15 protein-coding genes are annotated in these 18,868 nt (G+C 63.5%); 13 read left to right on the top strand and 2 right to left on the bottom strand.

Going from position 1 to position 18,868, the window contains the following annotated elements; translation table 11 throughout:
• The first annotated feature begins 124 nt into the window (after positions 1-124).
• Positions 125-664: a DUF2802 domain-containing protein gene (locus EKO19_RS03905; RefSeq protein WP_129775082.1), complete on the top strand. Its 540-nt coding sequence runs from the start codon at positions 125-127 to the stop codon at positions 662-664.
• Here EKO19_RS03905 and EKO19_RS03900 read toward each other — a convergent pair.
• Both EKO19_RS03900 and fliK read right to left on the bottom strand, forming a co-directional pair.
• Complete coding sequence (locus tag EKO19_RS03900; RefSeq protein WP_129775081.1) at positions 657-1,010, bottom strand: EscU/YscU/HrcU family type III secretion system export apparatus switch protein; 354 nt, start codon at positions 1,008-1,010, stop codon at positions 657-659. The two genes, EKO19_RS03905 and EKO19_RS03900, sit on opposite strands and share 8 nt — an antisense overlap.
• A complete protein-coding gene (gene fliK, locus EKO19_RS03895) occupies positions 1,007-2,227 on the bottom strand; it encodes a flagellar hook-length control protein FliK (protein ID WP_129775080.1) in 1,221 nt (406 codons plus the stop codon). The genes EKO19_RS03900 and fliK overlap by 4 nt, the downstream gene beginning before the upstream one ends.
• A gap of 185 nt (positions 2,228-2,412) precedes the next feature.
• Between fliK and EKO19_RS03890 the strand changes: the two genes are divergently transcribed.
• The 12 genes from EKO19_RS03890 to leuS all read left to right on the top strand — a co-directional run bounded on the left by EKO19_RS03890 (position 2,413) and on the right by leuS (position 18,789).
• On the top strand, positions 2,413-3,126 hold the full coding sequence (locus EKO19_RS03890; protein WP_157995109.1) for an STAS domain-containing protein: 714 nt from the start codon (positions 2,413-2,415) through the stop codon (positions 3,124-3,126).
• On the top strand, positions 3,123-3,485 hold the full coding sequence (locus EKO19_RS03885; RefSeq protein WP_129775078.1) for a response regulator: 363 nt from the start codon (positions 3,123-3,125) through the stop codon (positions 3,483-3,485). Before EKO19_RS03890 ends, EKO19_RS03885 begins: the two co-directional genes overlap by 4 nt.
• Positions 3,486-3,491: 6 nt before the next feature.
• Complete coding sequence (locus EKO19_RS03880; RefSeq protein ID WP_129775077.1) at positions 3,492-5,588, top strand: chemotaxis protein CheA; 2,097 nt, start codon at positions 3,492-3,494, stop codon at positions 5,586-5,588.
• Positions 5,589-5,704: 116 nt separating this feature from the next.
• Positions 5,705-7,444, top strand: a complete 1,740-nt coding sequence (locus EKO19_RS39430) for a methyl-accepting chemotaxis protein (protein ID WP_129775076.1) — start codon at positions 5,705-5,707, stop codon at positions 7,442-7,444.
• A gap of 177 nt (positions 7,445-7,621) precedes the next feature.
• A complete protein-coding gene (locus EKO19_RS03870; RefSeq protein ID WP_129775075.1) occupies positions 7,622-8,128 on the top strand; it encodes a chemotaxis protein CheW in 507 nt (168 codons plus the stop codon).
• Positions 8,129-8,312: 184 nt separating this feature from the next.
• Complete coding sequence (locus EKO19_RS03865; protein WP_129775074.1) at positions 8,313-9,194, top strand: CheR family methyltransferase; 882 nt, start codon at positions 8,313-8,315, stop codon at positions 9,192-9,194.
• Positions 9,187-9,831: a chemoreceptor glutamine deamidase CheD gene (locus tag EKO19_RS03860; protein WP_129775073.1), complete on the top strand. Its 645-nt coding sequence runs from the start codon at positions 9,187-9,189 to the stop codon at positions 9,829-9,831. Before EKO19_RS03865 ends, EKO19_RS03860 begins: the two co-directional genes overlap by 8 nt.
• A 17-nt stretch (positions 9,832-9,848) precedes the next feature.
• Positions 9,849-10,961 (top strand): protein-glutamate methylesterase/protein-glutamine glutaminase, encoded by a 1,113-nt coding sequence (locus EKO19_RS03855; protein WP_129775072.1) that lies wholly within the window; start codon positions 9,849-9,851, stop codon positions 10,959-10,961.
• A 110-nt stretch (positions 10,962-11,071) separates the two neighbouring features.
• Entirely contained in the window at positions 11,072-11,971 is a 900-nt protein-coding gene (locus EKO19_RS03850) for an HDOD domain-containing protein (protein WP_129775071.1), read from the top strand.
• 193 nt (positions 11,972-12,164) lie between these two features.
• Positions 12,165-13,889 carry a methyl-accepting chemotaxis protein gene (locus tag EKO19_RS39425; protein ID WP_129775070.1) on the top strand — a complete coding sequence of 575 codons (1,725 nt, stop codon included), beginning with the start codon at positions 12,165-12,167 and terminating at the stop codon, positions 13,887-13,889.
• 367 nt (positions 13,890-14,256) lie between these two features.
• Positions 14,257-15,987, top strand: a complete 1,731-nt coding sequence (locus EKO19_RS03840; protein ID WP_129775069.1) for an ATP-binding protein — start codon at positions 14,257-14,259, stop codon at positions 15,985-15,987.
• Between the two features lie 102 nt (positions 15,988-16,089).
• Positions 16,090-18,789: a leucine--tRNA ligase gene (gene leuS, locus EKO19_RS03835; RefSeq protein ID WP_129775068.1), complete on the top strand. Its 2,700-nt coding sequence runs from the start codon at positions 16,090-16,092 to the stop codon at positions 18,787-18,789.
• Positions 18,790-18,868 lie beyond the last annotated feature (79 nt).

Raw genomic sequence — 18,868 nt, 5'->3', positions numbered from 1 at the left:
AAAAGCGGACTTTGCAGCTGCCCCGGCCGGACCCGGGCGCGGGCCGGTGGCACGCATCCTGCTCCTATCCTGTCGGGACCTGCGGCGCGCGCCAAAGGTTTGACGCCATCTGACGGGAGTCGCGATGTTTGAAATTCTGCCCAATCCCTCGCTGGAAACCGTGCTGATCGCCGGCCGTGCCGTGCTGCTGATCGGCGCGTTCTGGATTTTCGCGCTGGCGTTCACGCGCTGGCGGCGGGCCGATGAGCGGGATTCCCAGGCGCTGCGGGATCAGCTCGATCGCGCTTTCACCGAAATGCGCACCCTGCACGAGACCGTGACGGTCATGAGCGCGCGCATCGAAGCGATGAGCGAGCGCGCCGAAACGGACTCGCGCCGTCCGCAACTGCCGGCTGCCGTCGCCACTGCTCAGGCGCGTGGGTACGACCTGGCGCTGCGCATGGCCAAGAACGGCTCCGCCGTCGAAGATCTGGTGTCGAACTGCGGTATCACTCGTCATGAAGCCGAGCTGCTGACTCGTCTGCACGCCGCCAAGTCACAGCCGGAAGTGGCTGCCTGGCAGGCTCGTCAACAGCAGCAGGTTGCTCAGGCTCCGCAACAGCAGGCGCCGGCTCCGCAGATCACTGGCCGCAAGCGTGGCTCGCTGTTGAGCGTGGTCAGCTGAACCGCGAGTAACTCAGCGCCGGCAGTCGCGCGGTCTGGGAAGTCTGATCTTCCGGACGTGACGAGCTCGCCGGCGGCGGGCTCTTGCCCGCGATCGACCAGGCGAACGCGAGTACGTGAGCAACCGCCACGTACAGTTCCTTGGGAATTTCCCGTCCGATATCCAGTTTAGACAACGCGCCGGCGAGCGCCGCGTCCTCTTGCAAGGGGACGTTGTGTTCGCGAGCGGTCTCGACGATCTTTTCCGCGATCTGACCGGCGCCTTTGGCGACGACGCGAGGCGCGCCACCGCCATTGACGTTGTAGTGGAGCGCAACGGCGATCGGTGGCTTGGGACGTTCGTTCATGCGCGTACGTCCAATAAGCGCGCGGCCCGCGCACCGGTGTCGCCAACGGGCATGCCGTGCAAACAAACGATTCGATCGATCTCGAGGCCTGCGTCGCGCAGGATGGCTTCGAGCTCGCCGGCATGCGCGGACAGCGCATTCACAATGGCAGGCGATTCGGCCCGCAGTTGCACGCCGACGCGATGACCGCTCAGAGTCACTTTCGCATGCAACGCGCCGACCGGACCAAGATCCATGGCGGCTTCGACACTCCACGAATCGCCGCCGCCCTGACGCTTGCGGGATTCGTCGTGCTCGACGCGCAGACGGAGCATGGAGGCCCGATCGTCATGGCGCACCGGCAGCTCGATGAGCATCGACTGCATCGCCGGGTCCGGCGCGGTGTTGGTGATCTGCGTCGTCGTGAGACGCGCGATGGCACCCTCGGTCTGACGTGACAATTCATTGAGCTGCTGCTCGGCCCCGTCGATCATCGAGAAGGTGGCCGGCGCTGCGTTCAGCGAGGTCAACGGCCCGCGAGCGCTCGGAGGGGCGGCATCCATCGCGATATCCGAACGAGCTGCATTCGGACGCGCACCACTATCGCGCAGCGTACGGCTCAATGTGAGCATCAACGCTTTCAAATCATTGACGAGGACTTTCGGCTCGGTCGTTCCCCCCGACACATCGGCGAGATTCGCTTCCAGAAAAGTGCCGGAGCGCAGAATGGCATTCGCCAGCGTTTTCGGGTCGCCGAGGGATTCCGCATCTGGCAAAGACTGCCAGAGCTGAGCGGCGGCCTGCGTCACGGCCTTCGGCAGTTCGTCGAAGCCATTCTTGCCCACATTTTTTCCTTGGGCCAGCCAGGAAAGATTGGCGAGCATGAGCGCGGGGCTTTCCTGACGAGGTACGAAACGACGCATGGCATCGGAAACGACAGCGGTATCCGCGTCGGCGCCGATCGCTGCGGAAGAGGAGAGAGTTTCCAACGCCAGCACCGGGCTGTTACGCAGCACCCGGACATTGAGGACTTCGCCGTTGGCCGGGCCAGCGCCGTTGCCGTTGGCGAGACGGGCGTTATGCCGTTGACCGCCGATATCCAGGTACAGCTGGCCGCTGGCGGCGTCGCGCACGGCAATAGCCTGCAGGAGCGCGCCAACGCGCCACTCCGACAGCAGGCTGGGGCTGGTGCTCCCGGCCGGGCTGGTAGTGCGAAAGTCGACCAGGTCGATACGCATGACAGGGCTACTCGTGCGAGTTCGGTGCCAACGTGAACTGCTTCACCAATTTAACGGCAGGGAATCCCCGAGCTTTAGCCGGCCACGGTTAAGTAGTGCGACGTAGCTCACCTAAAGCCGCCCCCTCATATGCCGATATGAATCCCGAATCTGTGAAATCAGTACTACGACCCACAAGCAGCGTCATGAAAACAAGCAAGCGCAAACGTTCAGCCAAAGCCGCATCGGTCACCGAGGCGACGGGCGTGGACGTTGCGAGCGCTGACGTGCCGGTCGTTGCCGAGGCTGCGATGGAATGCGCCGTTGAATTGAGCCCGACCGCGGTCGAAGCGCTGGTCGCCGAGTCGGTGGTCGATGCGTCGGTCGAGCAGGTTGCCGAGGCCGTCGCGGCCGAGGCGGTCGCCGATGTTGCCAGCGAGCCGGTCGCCGCAGTCGCCGCCGGGCTTGCTGAAGAGACTGTCGTTGCCGAAGCCGCCGTCGAGCCGATCGCCGACGCTTCCACTGAGCAGGCTGCCGAAGCCGTCGCCGAGGTGGCGACGGAAGAAACGTCCGTTGCCGAGGTCATTGCCGAAGTGGCTGTCACTGAATCTTCCGAGCCCGCCGTCGTTGGCGATCCCATCGTGGTGCTGGCTTCCAACTGCAGCGTGAAAGATGCCGCTGCCCTCAAGACTTCCTTGTGCGCTTTCTCGAATCACGGCGACGCCGTGACCCTCGACGTGAGCGCCGTCGAACGGGTCGATACCGCGACCATGCAGTTGCTGTGCGCCTTCGTGCGCGATCGCAGCGGTCGCAACCAGAGCGTCGCCTGGCGTGGCGAGTCGGAGGCGCTGCAGGATGCAGTGCGTCTGCTCGGCGTCGGTGAGTTGCTCGGCTTCGAGACAAAAGGAGTTGCCGCATGACGCGGATACTGGCCGTCGACGATTCTCCTTCGATGCGCGACATGGTGCGCATCGCGCTGAGCAGCGCGGGCTTCGAGGTGACTTCCGCCAGCGATGGCCAGGAAGCGCTCGACATCGCGCGCCAATCGGGTTTCGACCTGGTGCTCTCGGACGTCAACATGCCGGTGATGGATGGCATCCAGTTGATTCGCGCGCTGCGCGCCGAATCCGCCTATCGCCACATCCCCATTCTGATGCTGACCACCGAAGCGGGCCCGGACCGTAAAAAAGAAGGTAAGGACGCCGGGGCCACCGGCTGGATCGTGAAACCTTTCGATCCGGCGCAACTGGTGGCGACTATGCATCGCGTGCTGAGGTAAACAAGAGTGGCCATCGATCTCGCCCAATTTCACGACGCCTTTTTCGAGGAGAGCTTCGAAGCGCTCGACTCGATGGAGGCCGCCCTGCTCAAGCTCAATCTCGGCGCGCCCGAGCCGGAGCTGATCGGCACGATTTTCCGCGTCGCTCATTCCATCAAGGGGGGCAGCGCGACCTTCGGCTTCTCCGAAGTGGCCTCGTTCACTCACACTTGCGAAACCCTGCTCGACGAGCTGCGTGGCAATCGCATGCAGGTGACGCGGCACGTCACCGATCTGCTGCTGAAGTCAGTGGACGTGATGCGCGAAATGCTCCGCTCGGTGCAGCGTAAGGAACCGATCGACGCGCAGCGCGTCGCCGATCTGCAGTTCGATCTGGAGCTGGCGATCGCACAGAAGAATCAGCCGGCCGCCGCGCCTGCTCCCGCTCCGGTCGTCGCAGCCGCTCCGGCTCCCGCCGCCGTCGAAGCGGCGAAGCCGCGCGTCGCGCATCGTTGGCGCATCAGCTTCCGTCCGTACCCGCAGCTGTTCGTGCACGGTAACGATCCGTTGCGCATGATTCGTGAGCTGAGCGAGATCGGCGAGCTCAGCGTCAAGCTCGATGGCAACGCGTTGCCGTCGCTCGAAGCGCTGGAGCCGGAATCCTGTTATCTCGCCTGGGATCTGACCCTCGACACCGACGCCGCCCGCGAAGTGGTCAATGGCGTGTTCGATTGGGCCGAAGGCGATTGCGATCTGCAGATCACCGAAGAAGAAGTGCCGGTGCAGGCTGCAGCGCCTGTGGCCGCCACTGCGGCGCCCGCGTCGGAAGCGAAGCCTTCGAACGTCGTGAATATCGCGGACGCCAAGCCGGCCGAAGCGCCGAAGGAAGCGCCGCATCCGGCCGCTGCCGCAGCGGTTCACGAAGGTCCGAAGGCCGGTGCCACCGACGGCGGCTCGATCCGCGTCAGCACCGAGAAAATCGACGAGCTGATGAACACCGTCGGCGAGCTGGTGATCACGCAGTCCATGCTCACTCAGCTGGGCTCGAAGTTCACCGGCCATGCCGCCGAGCAGTTGCGCTCGGGCCTGGCGACGCTGGAAAGAAACGTTCGCGAGCTGCAGGAAAGCGTCATGCGCGTGCGCATGTTGCCCATCAGCTTCGTGTTCAGCCGCTTCCCGCGCATGGTGCGCGATTTGAGCGGTCGTCTCGGCAAGCACGTTGAACTCAAAATGACCGGCGACCAGACCGAGCTCGACAAGACGGTCATGGAGAAGATCGGCGATCCGCTGGTGCACCTGGTGCGTAACAGCGTCGATCACGGTATCGAAATGCCCGACGTGCGCTCTGCCGCGGGCAAGCCACAGACCGGTACCGTATTCCTCAACGCGTATCACAAGGGCGGCGCCATCACCGTCGAAGTGGGCGATGACGGCGGCGGCTTGAACAAGGACCGCATCCTGAAGAAGGCGCGCGAGCGCAACCTGATCGGCCCGAACGAAACGCTGTCCGACGACCAGATCTACGAGCTGATTTTCATGGCGGGCTTCTCCACCGCCGAGCAGACCACTGACATTTCCGGCCGCGGCGTCGGCATGGACGTGGTGCGCAGGAACATCAAGGAGCTGGGCGGCACGATCGAAGTGCGCTCGGAATACGGCAAGGGCTCGCGCTTCATCATCACGCTGCCGCTGACCCTGGCGATCGTCGACGGTCAGTCGGTTGCGGTCGGCACCGAAACCTACATCGTGCCGCTGATCACCATCATCGAGTCGCTGCAGTTGAAGCAGGGCATGGTGAACCGCGTCGCAGGCTCGGGCGAAGTGTTCTGGTTCCGCGACGGCTACGTGCCGGTGGTGCGCTTGCATGAAGTGTTCGGCGTCGAGCCGCGCACGACCCAGCTGCACGAAGGGTTGATCATGGTCGTGGAAGGCGAGGGCCGCAAAGTCGGCTTGTTCGTCGACGACCTGCTCGGTCAGCAGCAAGTGGTCATCAAATCTCTGGAAACGAATTTCCGTCGAGTCGACGGCGTGTCGGGCGCAACCATCCTGGGCGATGGCGCCGTGGCATTGATTCTCGACGTGCCGGGTCTGATCCGGGTCGCGACGCAGAGGCTGGCTGCCTGACACCGGGCAGCGGGGAGCCGGTGCGCCCAACGGATTGTCCGGGCGCCCGCCAAGGATTTTGTCTGGGGTTCACAAAAGCAAGTTGGGGCTCAAAAGCGAGCTAAGGAATCGATCGTATGAACACGTGGAATATTTCGGTCAAGGCCAAGCTGTTCGCGACCTTGGCGTTGACCGGGGTCGTGATGATCCTGGTCGGCGGCATCGGCTTGAGCGGCACTAGATCTTCCAACGCCGACCTCGATGCGATTTTCTCCAATCGCTTCATGCCCACGGGCTGGGTCGGCACCATCGAGACTCATGAGCGCGCGGTGCTCGAAAAGGCCGAGGAAGTGGTCATCCGTCAGGATGGCGCCGCGGTCAAGGCCGCGCTCGATCTGCTCCAGGAACGTCAGGGCGAAGTGAAAGAGCTGCTCGCCAAGCTCGACGCCACCGAGCTGACCGACAAGGAGCGCCAGATCGTCGAACAGTTCCGCGCCAACGGCGCCGATGTGCTCGGGCTGGTGCAGGAGGCGATGCTCGCCGCGCAGTCCGGCAACTTCAGCGCCGCCGAAAGCACCCTGATCGAGAAGGCCCGTCCGGCCTACGAGAAGCTCAACACCGCCGGCGACAATCTGCTCAAGACGCAGATCGAAGTGGCGCAGGTGATGCGCACCGAAGCGGACGCGTCGTTCAAGAAATCCAGCGCCTTCATCATCGGCGCCATCGTGGTCGGCATCGGCCTGTCCGGTCTGCTCGGCTGGCTGATCATCCGCTCCATCGTCAGCACATTGAACACGGCGGTGAGCATCGCCGACCGGATCTCCAGCGGTGAGCTGGGCAACGATGTGCGTGTCGAGACCAGCGATGAGTTGGGTCGCCTGCTCGAAGGCTTGAAGCGCATGGACGGCAAACTGGTTGAAATCGTCGGCGGCGTGCGCGGCAGCGCGGACGCGGTCGGCGCGGCGGCTCGTCAGCTGTCACATGGCAACGACGATCTGTCGCAGCGTACGCAGGAACAGGCGGCCGCTCTGGAAGAAACCGCTTCCAGCATGGAGCAGATGACCGCGACGGTGAAACAGAACGCGGACAACGCGCGTCAGGCGAATCAGCTGGCGGTGGGTGCTCGCGAACAGGCCGAAAAGGGCGGAGCAGTCGTGCAGCGTGCGATCGCCGCGGTCGGCGAGATCAACAACTCCAGCCGCAAGATCGCCGACATCATCGGTGTCATCGACGAGATCGCCTTCCAGACCAATCTGCTCGCGTTGAACGCGGCCGTCGAAGCGGCGCGTGCCGGCGAACAGGGCCGCGGCTTCGCGGTGGTCGCGACCGAAGTGCGCAACCTCGCGCAGCGTAGCGCCAGCGCCGCGAAGGAAATCAAAGGCCTCATCAACGACTCCGTCGACAAGGTCAAGGTCGGCTCCGAGCTGGTGGACGAGTCCGGCAAGACGCTGTCCGAGATCATGGAAAGCGTCAAGAAAGTCACCGACATCGTCGCCGAGATCGCGGCCGCGTCCGAAGAACAATCGGCGGGCATCGAGCAGGTGAACAACGCGGTGAGCCAGATGGACAACGTCACGCAGCAGAACGCTGCGCTGGTGGAAGAAGCGTCCGCGGCCAGCAAGTCGATGGAACAGCAGTCCGGCACGCTGGTGAACCAGATCGGCTATTTCCGTCGCGCCGACGGCAGCGGCATCACGGGTTCGGGCTCGCATTCGCATGCGGCTCCCGAGGTCGTTCGCCAGGCTCAGCCCGTCACGCGTCCGCGTCCGCAGGCCGTCCGCAAGGCGGGCCTGGCGAGCAAGCCCAAGGCGGTTGCTTCGTCCCCGGCGCCCCTGGCCCGCGCCAGCGGCGATGACAGCCAGTGGAGCGATTTCTAACAGTCGGCGCCGGGCGCCCCACGACATAAGTGGGAGCGCCCGGAGCCGGCGCACGGTCGATGCAGCGAATGTCTTACTCATCCCGCACCGATAAACGCCGATACATAAATTGAGCGCTGTCACTGACGCCGGCCGGTTGCCGGGGTCGAACGCGACAGACAGCAGGAGACCCGTTTCATGACCAATCAAGTTGCCGCGCAGATCGATGCCGCCGCTGCCGGTTCCAACCAGATGCTGACGTTCACGCTGGGCGAGGAAACTTACGGCGTGGACATCCTGCGAGTTCAGGAAATTCGCGGCTGGCAGCCGGTTACGCGCATCCCGCAGGCGCCCAGCCACGTGCTCGGCGTGTTGAACCTGCGCGGCTCGATCGTGCCGATCGTCGACCTGCGCATGCGCTTCAACCTGCAGCATGCCGAATACACCCCGCTCACCGTCATCATCGTGTTGACGGTGCAGTCGGCCACTGGCCGTCGCGACTTCGGCGTGGTGGTCGATGGTGTTTCCGACGTGATCGACGTGGCCGCCAGCGACGTGAAGCCGGCGCCGGAGTTCGGCGCGCACGTCAGCACTGAGTTCATCGAGGGTTTGGCTTCTGTGTCGGGCCGCATGGTAATGCTGCTCGATATCGATCAACTGATCGGCGCGGATGTCACGGGAGTGGCACTGAGCCCAGCAGCCTGAGGAAGCGTTGATTGATCGACTACCCTGACATCAGCCATCGAACTACTGAACGGAATGCTTCGGTAATCAAAGTTGATGACAGTAAACATGCAAATTGATCAACAAACTTTCTTACGATGAATGTGAGTAACGGCTCGCGAGGGGCCACCTTGCGAGCCGTTGGTCACACGCCGAATCCGTCCCTATGCCGACTCCAGCTTCATCCGCTCCTTCCGCCGACTCCGCGCACTATGGACCTCAGCTCGGCGACGCCGAGTTCGACTTCATCCGCCACGTGGTCGGCGAGAACGCCGGCATCGTGCTCGGCCCCAACAAGCGCCAGCTGGTGCAGGGGCGACTGGCGCGACGCCTGCGCGAGCTCGGACTGCCGAGCTACGAGTCCTACTGCGAATATCTGCGCGACGCCGGTCCCGAGGAACTGGTCGGACTGATCAACGCGATCACCACCAACGTCACCTCGTTCTTCCGCGAGAACCATCATTTCGAGGCGTTGGCCTCGTACATGCTGCCCGAAGCGATGAAGCGCAACGCCGCTTCGCGCCGGATTCGCATCTGGTCCGCGGGTTGCTCCACCGGTGAAGAGCCGCACTGTATCGCCATGGTAGCGAACGAAGTGCTGCCGTCTTCGCCACGTTACGACTTCAAGATTCTCGCCACCGACATCGACAGCGACGTGGTCGCTGCCGCCACGGCGGGGATCTATCCTCTCGACCGCATGTCGAGTGTCTCGCCGGAGCGGCTGAAGCGTTTCTGGCAGAAAGGCGCGGGCGAGCATGAAGGCTGCGCCGTCGCCAAGCACGATCTCAAATCGATGATTACGTTCCGAGCGCTCAACCTGTTGCACGCGTGGCCGATGAAAGGTCCATTCGATGTGATTTTCTGCCGGAACGTGATGATCTATTTCGACCAACCGACGCGCGAGAAGCTGGTGAACCGCTTCAGCGAGTTGCTGACGCCCGGCGGTTACCTGTGTATCGGCCACTCGGAATCCATTCATGCAGGCTCCGCGCCCTTCAAGCTGGTTGGCAAAACCATCTACCGCCGCAACGGGGGCGCCAATGGTTGAGAAACCAGCATTGGCGAAAGTGTTGCCGGGCTTCGAGAACATTCGCCGTTACACCAATCCGCAGGGCCAGGTGATCGCCAAGCTGCTGCCGGGCGACTTCTACGTGACCACTCACGATGAAGTGCTCGACACGGTGCTCGGCTCGTGCGTCTCGGCCTGCATCCGCAATTCCAAGCTCGGCATCGGCGGCATGAATCATTTCATGCTGCCCCGGCCGAGCGGCAACGGTCACGACACGTGGGAGACCGGCGCCGCCGGCCGCGCCACCCGTTATGGCAGCGCCTCGATGGAACAATTGATCAACCGCATTCTGAAGGCCGGCGGCACGCGCGCCGATCTCGAAGTGAAAATCTTCGGCGGTGGCCGCGTGCTGAAGACGCTGACCGATGTCGGCGATCACAATGTGACTTTCGTGCGCGAGTTCCTCAAGCAGGAAGGCTTGCGCGTGACGTCCGAGGACGTGGGCGATACCTGCCCGCGTCACGTGCAGTATTTCCCGTTGACTGGCCGCGTTCGAGTGCGCCATTTGACCTCGAGTCATGGCAGGGATGTGGCCAGGGACGTGGCATCGCAAGACGAACAACTCCTCAAGGGCCTGGAGAAGACGCCAGTGGCCGGCGAGATCGATCTGTTCTGAGGACCGGTCCGACCCTTATGGCTATCAAACTCCTGATCGTCGACGACTCGGCTCTGGTGCGAAAGCTGCTGAGCGAAATGCTCAGCAAGGATCGCGACATCGAGATCGTCGGCACCGCCACCGATCCGTACGCGGCGCGCGAGAAGATCAAACAACTGAATCCGGACGTCATCACGCTCGACGTGGAGATGCCCCGCATGGACGGTGTCACGTTCCTCGAGAACCTGATGCGGTTGCGGCCGATGCCGGTGGTGATGGTGTCGTCACTGACTGCGCAGGGCGCCGATGTCACTTTGCGCGCGCTGGAACTGGGCGCGATCGATTTCGTCACCAAGCCGAAGGTCGACCTGGCCGGCAGCCTGGAGAAATATGCCGACGAGCTGATCGCGAAAGTGAAGGTCGCGTCCAAGGCTCGCGTCAACGCCCGAGTGTCGACGCCGAGGCCGGCAGTGGCCACGTCGCTGCACACCGAACAGCGCCACAGTGCCGATGCGGTGTTGCCCGCTGGCTCCGGTAAACGTTTCCTGCGCACGACCGATCGAATCATTGCGATCGGCGCGTCGACGGGCGGTACCGAAGCCATTCGCGAAGTGCTCGAAGCGTTGCCGCCGGACGCACCGGCCGTGGTCATCTCTCAGCACATCCCGGCGGCTTTCAGCAAACCGTTTGCCGAACGCATGAATCGTTGCTCGCCGATGTCGGTGTGCGAGGCCAGCGACGGTCAGTACATTCTTCCCGGTCACGTTTACATCGCGCCCGGCGATCAGCACCTGTTGATCGAACGGGACGGCGCGCGCTATCGCTGCAAACTGAGCAACGGTCCGCATGTGAACCGTCATCGGCCCAGCGTGGATGTGATGTTCCGCTCGGTGGCGCAGAACGTCGGCCCGAACGCCGTGGGCGTGATTCTCACGGGCATGGGCGACGACGGCGCCCGGGGCCTGAAAGAAATGCTCGACGCCGGTGCGTCGACCATTGCCCAGGACGAGGCCACCAGCGTGGTCTGGGGCATGCCCGGCGCCGCCGTGAAAATGGGCGCCGCCCAGCACGTGTTGCCTCTGCATCGGGTCGCCGGCGAGGTGTTGCAGCTCACCGCGGATCAGCCGAGCGGCAAGCTGGCGCACGGTTAGCCGAGAAATATGTACAGCGGTGCTCAGAAATGCCAACAGCGCCGCAGATCGTGAGAAGCACGTCGCAGTAGAGTTTGTACAGATTCCGCCCGACTGCCACAACCGCGACCATGAGCACCCCACATAACGCCTACCAGGCCGCCCAACAAGCTCAGATGACCGCCGGCACCGATCATGCCTCCGCGTTCGCGTTCGTGAGTGAGTTGGCCGCCGAGGTTTCCACCGGCAAGGTCGAGTTGCCGTCGTTCCCCGACGTCGCCGTGCGCGTGCGCAAGGTGCTGGCGGACGAGCATGTTTCCAATGAACAGATCGCCCGCGTGGTGGGCTCCGAAGCGGGTCTCGCGGCCCGCGTCTTCACGCTCGCCAACTCGGCCGCATTGAATCGCAGCGGCCGTTCCGTAGCCGATTTGAAGACCGCGGTGAATCGCATCGGTCACAACAACGTGCGTACCGCGGCCGTGTCGTTCGCCATCGCGCAGCTGCGCAAGGCGAGCGAGCTGAAACATATTTCCAAGGAGCTCGAAGCGCTCTGGCAGGAAGCGACCACCGTGGCCGCGCTTGCCTATGCGGTTGCTTCGCGCACCAGCGTCAATGCCGATGAAGCCATGCTGGCGGGCCTGCTGCACAACGTGGGCAAGATCTATATCCTGGCGCGGGCTCACAAACATCCGTTCTTCAAGGAACCGCAGACGCTGCAACAGCTGATGCGCGACTGGCATGCCAACGTCGGCAAGGCCATCGTGGAGAACTGGGGTTTCCCCGAGCACATCGCCGAAGCCATCGGCGAGCACGAGAACATCGAACGCATCAACGATGAGCGCGACGTGACCGACGTGCTGACCGTGGCGGTGATGATGGCCGGCTTCTTCGGTCACGAGGCCGATCTGGAGCTCAACATGCAGGGCGTGAAATCGTTCTGGCGCCTGGGCCTCGACAACGAGAAGTGCGTGCACGTGATGCGCGATTGCGCCGATGAGATCAGCGCGCTGCGCACCGCGCTCGGCGACTGAACAGATATTTCCTCGCTATTCCACGCCCGGCGGTTCCTCGGAACCTCCGGGCGTTTTCATTTGCGCGCCTCGATCCGTCATCGGGGTAACTCGCAGCGCACTACTCGGCGCACCCTGATTTGGCGCTTCCGGTATTCAATGTCAGGCCTGTAAGGTCGATAGACCCGAAGGAAATACTCACTGGTAGATTCGTATGAGCTTTGGGTCATTAAGTATTCGCACGCGTATTATCGGCACGTTGCTGGTGCTGGCGGCCTCCATGGTCATCGTCGGCAGCCTCGGTCTGTATGGCATGAACGGCGTCATCGCCGATCTCGACGACATGTATCAGCGCCGGGTGCTGGTGATGGGCGATCTGGGCGAGTTGCGGGCCCGCGAGCTCGACCGGCAGGCGCTGGTCTCGTTGACCGTGCTGGCCGACGATCCCGCCGCGATCGCACGCTACAACCAGCAGCGCAAGGAGAACCTGCAGACCATCGATCAGATGATGCAGGACTTCGGCGACAAGCAGACCACCGAGGAAGGACGGGCGAAATTCGCAGCGGTCAAGCAAGCCCACGAGACGCTGAAACCGCTGGTCGCCGAGTTCGAAGCCGCCGTCGCTGCCAACGACGACGAACTGGCCGGAAAGATCATCGTCGAGAAAATGGATCCGGCATTCGATGCCCTGGATGACGCGCTCACCGTGGCATCGGCTCATCAGTTCAAGCGCGCCGAAGAAGCTCTCAAAGGGGCGCAGGACGATTTCAGTCACAACCGCGCCATCATGATCGGCGCGATCGTGCTCGCTCTCGCCGCCGCCGGCGTGTTCGCTCTCTTGCTGATGCGCGCCATCATGTCGGGCCTCGGCACGGCGATGAGTGTCGCCGAGAACATCGCCGACGGTCATCTGGGTCACAAGATCGACGCCAGCCGTGGTGACGAATTCGGCGTGCTGCTCGGTGCGCTCAAGCGTATGGATGAAAAGCTGCACGAGATCGTCGGCAGCGTGCGTGGCGCATCGGACGCGGTCGGCGGCGCGGCATCGCAGCTCTCGCGCGGTAACGACGATCTGTCACAGCGTACGCAGGAGCAGGCATCGGCGCTGGAAGAAACCGCATCGAGCATGGAAGAGATGACCGCGACGGTGAAACAGAACGCCGATAACGCGCGGCAGGCGAATCAGCTGGCCAGCGGTGCTCGCGGTCAGGCCGAGCGCGGTGGCGAAGTGGTGTCGCGTGCGGTCAGTGCGATGGCGGAGATCAACAACTCCAGCCGCAAGATCGCCGACATCATCAGTGTCATCGATGAGATCGCGTTCCAGACCAATCTGCTCGCGTTGAACGCGGCTGTCGAAGCAGCCCGTGCCGGCGAGCAGGGGCGTGGCTTCGCGGTGGTGGCGAGCGAAGTGCGCAGCCTCGCTCAGCGCAGCGCCACGGCCGCCAAGGAGATCAAGGATCTCATCGGCGACTCGGTGGAAAAGGTCCGCAGCGGCAGCGAGCTGGTCGACGAGTCCGGCAAGGTGCTCGGCGAGATCATGGACAGCGTCAAGAAAGTCAGCGACATCGTCGCCGAGATCGCCGCCGCCAGCGAAGAGCAGGCTCAGGGCATCGATCAGGTGAACAATGCTGTCACACAGATGGACGACACGACCCAGCAGAACGCGGCGCTGGTGGAAGAGGCGGCCTCGGCGGCCAAGTCCATGGAGCAGCAGGCTCAGCAACTGGTGACGGAGATTTCGTTCTTCCGCACGGCGGGCAATCAGTCGCCGATCGCGAGCAGAATCGCGTCGACCAAACCGGCTGCATCGGTGCGCCCGATCGCGCGTCCGGCGATCAAGCGTCCCGCTGCCAAGCCGGCAGCTCGCCCGGCCCCGGCCCCGGCGCCCATGCCGATGGCCAAAGCCAGCGGCGACGACAGCGCCTGGCAGGAGTTCTGATTCACAACGAAACAAGTGCGCGCGATTTCGCCCCCGATGGATGTTTCGAATCGGCAGCTGCTGGCGCGCACAGTCTGAATAATCCGCGGTGGGGGCAACTCCGAATGAGCCGTGCTCCCGCAGGGAGCAAAAATTGAATTCCCCCTCCCGGCACGGGAGGGGGTCAGGGGGTGGGTCTTTCTGGGACAGGTGAACAGACTCACGTTCCCCTGCTTTTGAGGGATTGCCCTATCCGCGTATAAAGGGTTTGGATGAGGAACGCCGTTGTGCGGTGAAACGTACTGATTGCGTTCGCTGGCGAGGGACGCCAGCGTGTGGCGATTTTCATTTCAACGATGGCCACAGATTTGGTCGCGGGGAACGGGACGTGGCAAAGGGCGGAAAAATACTGGTCGCGGAAGACGATGCGGAGGCGCGCGAGCTGCTGATGCTGTCGCTGGCGGATGGCGACTACGACCTGTTGCAAGCCGCCGACGGTATCGAAGCTTTGCATTTATTGCGTACCGAGCATCCCGACCTGCTCATTACAGACATCGTCATGCCGCGCATGGACGGTTACGAACTGGTGCGCAAGCTGCGCCAGGACGAGAGCATGTCCGGCACGCCGGTGATTTTCTGTTCAGCCTCCTATCATGAACGTGAAGTGCGCGAGATGGCCCGGTCGCTGGGCGTTCGTAGCACGCTGTCCAAACCGTACGATCTGGAGATCGTGCGCGAGACCGTGAACGCCGCGCTGGCAACCAAGCCGGCCGGCGGAACGCAGCAGCCCCCCGCGCTTTCCGTGAACGGCGGTGCTCAGGAACGATTGAGCGCATTGGTGACATTCAGCCGTCGAGTGTTCGGTCAAACCGATCCTGCCGTGATTCTCGAATCCACTTGCGACGCCGCGCGCGACATTCTGCTTGCGCAAGTGGCCCAGCTCGTGATCGTGGGCGACAGCGGCTCGCGTCAGGTGACCACGTCGAGCGGCCTGGCCGGCGAGGAAATGGAACGTTTGCTCGGCTCGCGCATGTATCGCGATCTGGTGCAGTCCCTGGAGAGCGGTGGTTCGGCGCTCTATCCGATGTCGCCGGATGAATCCCTCCCCGCGGACGCAGTCACTCAGCGCGGCGAGTTTGTTTCCATGCTGGGCGTGCCGATCGCGTCGGTCACCAAATCCTATGGTTATTTGTGTGTGCTGAACCGGATCGGTCTGCCGGGATTCACGGAGGAGGATCTGGCGGTGGCGCGCGCCATCGCGGCCCAGGTCGCCGTGGCTTATGAGAACGCGCTTCAGCATCAGGCGCTGCAGGATGAAATCGACCGGCGCGCCGAGATGGAAAGTGAAATCCGGCGCTTGAATCAGGACCTGGAGAAACGCGTCGCCGAGCGCACCGCCGAGCTGGAGATCGCCAATCGCGAGCTCGAGGCGTTCTCTTATTCGGTCGCCCACGATCTGCGCGCGCCGCTGCGTCTGATTCATGCGCACGTGCAGATGCTTCGTGAGCACAAAGGCCCGCCGGGTGCGCGCGAGCCCACCATTCACATGGAACAGATTCAGCGCGGCGCCAAGGAGATGAGCGCGCTGATCGACGGGTTGCTGGCGCTGTCGCGGGTCAGTCATGTCGAGATGCGTCGCGAGCCGTGCAAGCTGGACGGCCTGGTGAAGCACGCGGTCGATCGCGCCAGTCAGGAAGCGCAGGGCCGTGACATCGAATGGCACCTGAATCCCTTGCCCGCCGTCAGCTGCGATCCCGAGTTGATGCAACAGGTGTTCGCGAACCTGATCGGCAATGCGGTCAAATACTCCCGGCCGCGCGCCAAGACCGTCATCGAGGTCGGCACGGGCGTGGTCGGCGAGGGCGACACCGGCACGACGGCTGCGCCTGGCGAGCGGTACATCTACGTGCGGGACAACGGCGTCGGCTTCGACATGCGTTATGCCCGCAAGCTGTTCGGCGTGTTCCAGCGGTTGCACCGGCAGGACGAATTCGAGGGCACCGGCATCGGGTTGGCCACGGTCAGCCGCATCGTCGAGCGCCATGGCGGCACCATCTGGGCCGAAGCCAGCCCCGGCCGGGGCGCGGAGTTCCGGTTTACCCTGCGTGGGATGGATTGAGGGCGGAAGACCCACCCCCTGGGTCTTCCGGCCCGCGGGGTGAGCCTCTGGTATCCTTCGCGCCTTTCAACCGGGCCTCCTGGCCCCAATACGCCCATAACGATGCAGTCCCAATACGAACCCTCCGCCGTGGAGGCCGAGGCGCAGGCTTTCTGGACCGACCGCCAGGCCTTCGCCGTCAAGGAAGATCCGAGCCGCCCCAGCTATTACTGCCTGTGCATGTTTCCGTACCCCAGTGGCCGGCTGCACATGGGGCATGTGCGCAATTACACCATCGGTGACGTGATCACCCGGTTCCTGCGCATGCAGGGCTACAACGTGCTGCAGCCCATGGGGTGGGACGCCTTCGGTCTGCCGGCCGAGAACGCCGCGATGAAGAATGGCGTGCCGCCGGCCAGGTGGACCTACGAGAACATCGCCTACATGAAGCGCCAGCTGCAGTCGCTGGGCTTTGCGCTCGATTGGGATCGCGAACTGGCGACCTGCCAGCCCGAGTACTACCGCTGGAACCAGTGGCTGTTCCTGAAGATGCTGGAGAAGGGCATTGCCTATCGCAAAACCGGCATCGTGAACTGGGATCCCATCGATCAGACCGTGCTCGCCAACGAGCAGGTGATCGACGGCCGCGGCTGGCGCACCGGCGCGCTGGTCGAGAAGCGCGAGATCCCGATGTACTACCTGCGCATCACCGCCTACGCGCCCGACTTGCTCGACGCGCTGAACGACATGCCGGGCTGGCCCGAGCGCGTGCGCGCCATGCAGGCGAACTGGATCGGTCGCAGCGAAGGCGTGCGCCTGAGCTTTCCGTATGAATTGCAGGGCGAGCAACGTTTGCTGAGCGTGTTCACCACGCGCGCCGACACCATCATGGGGGTGACGTTCGTGGCCGTCGCCGCCGAGCATCCGCTCGCGACGTACGCCGCGCAGTCGAATCCTCAGCTCGCTGCCTTCATCGAGGAATGCAAACTCGGCACCGAGCAGGAAGCCGAGATCGCGCAGATGGAAAAGAAGGGCATGCCGACCGGCTTGTTCGTGAAGCATCCGATCTCAGGCGAACCAGTGCCGGTGTGGGTGGGCAACTATGTGCTCATGACTTACGGCGAAGGCGCCGTGATGGGCGTGCCGGCGCACGACGAGCGCGACTTCGCGTTCGCGTTGAAGTACGGCCTGCCGATCAAACAAGTGATCGAGCCTGCGGCCAGCAACGCGCATCGCCGCGCGCTGCGAGACGGCGTCGCCCAGTCGAACGACACCGTGCGCGATCCGATTCGCCCGGAAGATCGACACGTCCTCGAGGGGGGCATCGCGAAGTTCTCCGTGGCCGAGTGGCAATCCTGGTATGGCGAGTACGGCGTGCTCATCAATTCCGGCAAGTACGACGGTCTGGAGCACGCGGCGGCCATCGACGCCATCGCCGCCGATCTCAGTGCCAAGGGCTACGGCGAGAAGCACGTGCAGTGGCGTCTGCGTGATTGGGGTATTTCGCGTCAGCGGTATTGGGGCTGCCCGATTCCGTTGATCCATTGCCCGAAGTGCGACGTGGTGCCGGTGCCGGAACAGGATCTGCCGGTGGTGTTGCCCGAGGGTCTGGTGCCGGATGGCAGCGGCAATCCGCTCAACAAGACGCCGTCGTTCCTCGATTGCAAATGTCCCCGGTGCGGCGGCCCGGCGCGGCGCGAGACGGACACGATGGATACGTTCGTCGATTCGTCGTGGTACTTCCTGCGCTTCGCTTCCGCCAAGAACGACAAAGCCATGGTCGATGAGCGCGCCAACTATTGGTCGCCGGTCAATCAATACATCGGCGGCATCGAGCACGCGATTCTGCACTTGTTGTACGCACGTTTCTGGACGCGCGTGATGCACGACATGGGGCTGGTGAAAGTGAAGGAGCCGTTCCAGAACCTGCTCACGCAGGGCATGGTGCTCAACGACATCTATTCGCGTCGCACCGGGGAAGGCGCGATCGAATATTTCAATCCAGTCGATGTGAACGTGCAGGTCGACGCGAAGGGCGCGCGCGTCGGCGCCACCTTGAATTCGGACGGCAAGCCGGTCGAGTGGGAAGGCATGCGCACCATGTCGAAGTCCAAGAACAACGGCGTCGATCCCACCAAGCTGGTCGAACAGTACGGCGCGGACAGCGTGCGCCTGTTCATGATGTTCAAGGCGCCGCCGGAAGATACGTTGGAATGGTCGGACGACGGGGTCGAAGGCGCGTCGCGTTTCATGCGTCGTTTGTGGCGCATGGTGCACGAGCATGTCACCGCGGGTCTGGTGAGTGGCAAGGTGTCCGGCGAGCTGACCGACGAGCAGCGTAACGTGCGCCGTGCCGCGCACAGCACGTTGCAAAAGGTGACCGACGACCTCGGCCGTCGTCGCGTGTTCAACACCGCCATCGCCGCGGTGATGGAATTCATGAACACGCTGTCGAAGTTCGAGGACCAGACGCCGCAAGGTCGGGCCGTGCGCCAGGAAGCGCTCGAGTTCGTCGTGCAGATGTTGTCGCCCATCGTGCCGCATGCCGGACACGTGCTGTGGCAGGCGCTCGGTCATACCGATCCGCTGATCGATCACTCCTGGCCGCAGCCCGATGCCGCCGCGCTGGTTCGCGACAGCATCGACGTCGTCATACAAGTAAACGGCAAATTACGCAGCCAGGTGACCGTCGAAGCGAGCGCCACCGAGCAACAGATCCGCGAGGCCGCCCTGGCCGACGCCACTGTGCAGAAGTGGATCGAAGGCAAGCCGGTCCGCAAAGTGATCGTAGTGAAAGGCAAGCTGGTCAACGTGGTGGTGTGAACCACGGCCTCCGCTCGGGAGACTTGCGGGGGCTTGTGGCGCCGGCGTAGCCTCGATGACATACATCGGGGGGATCGCA

The sequence above is a fragment of the Peristeroidobacter soli genome, assembly GCF_004138485.1.
GTDB lineage: Bacteria > Pseudomonadota > Gammaproteobacteria > Steroidobacterales > Steroidobacteraceae > Steroidobacter > Steroidobacter soli.
The sequence above is the reverse complement of the archived record's forward strand: the minus strand, read 5'-3'. Positions and strand labels throughout refer to the sequence as shown.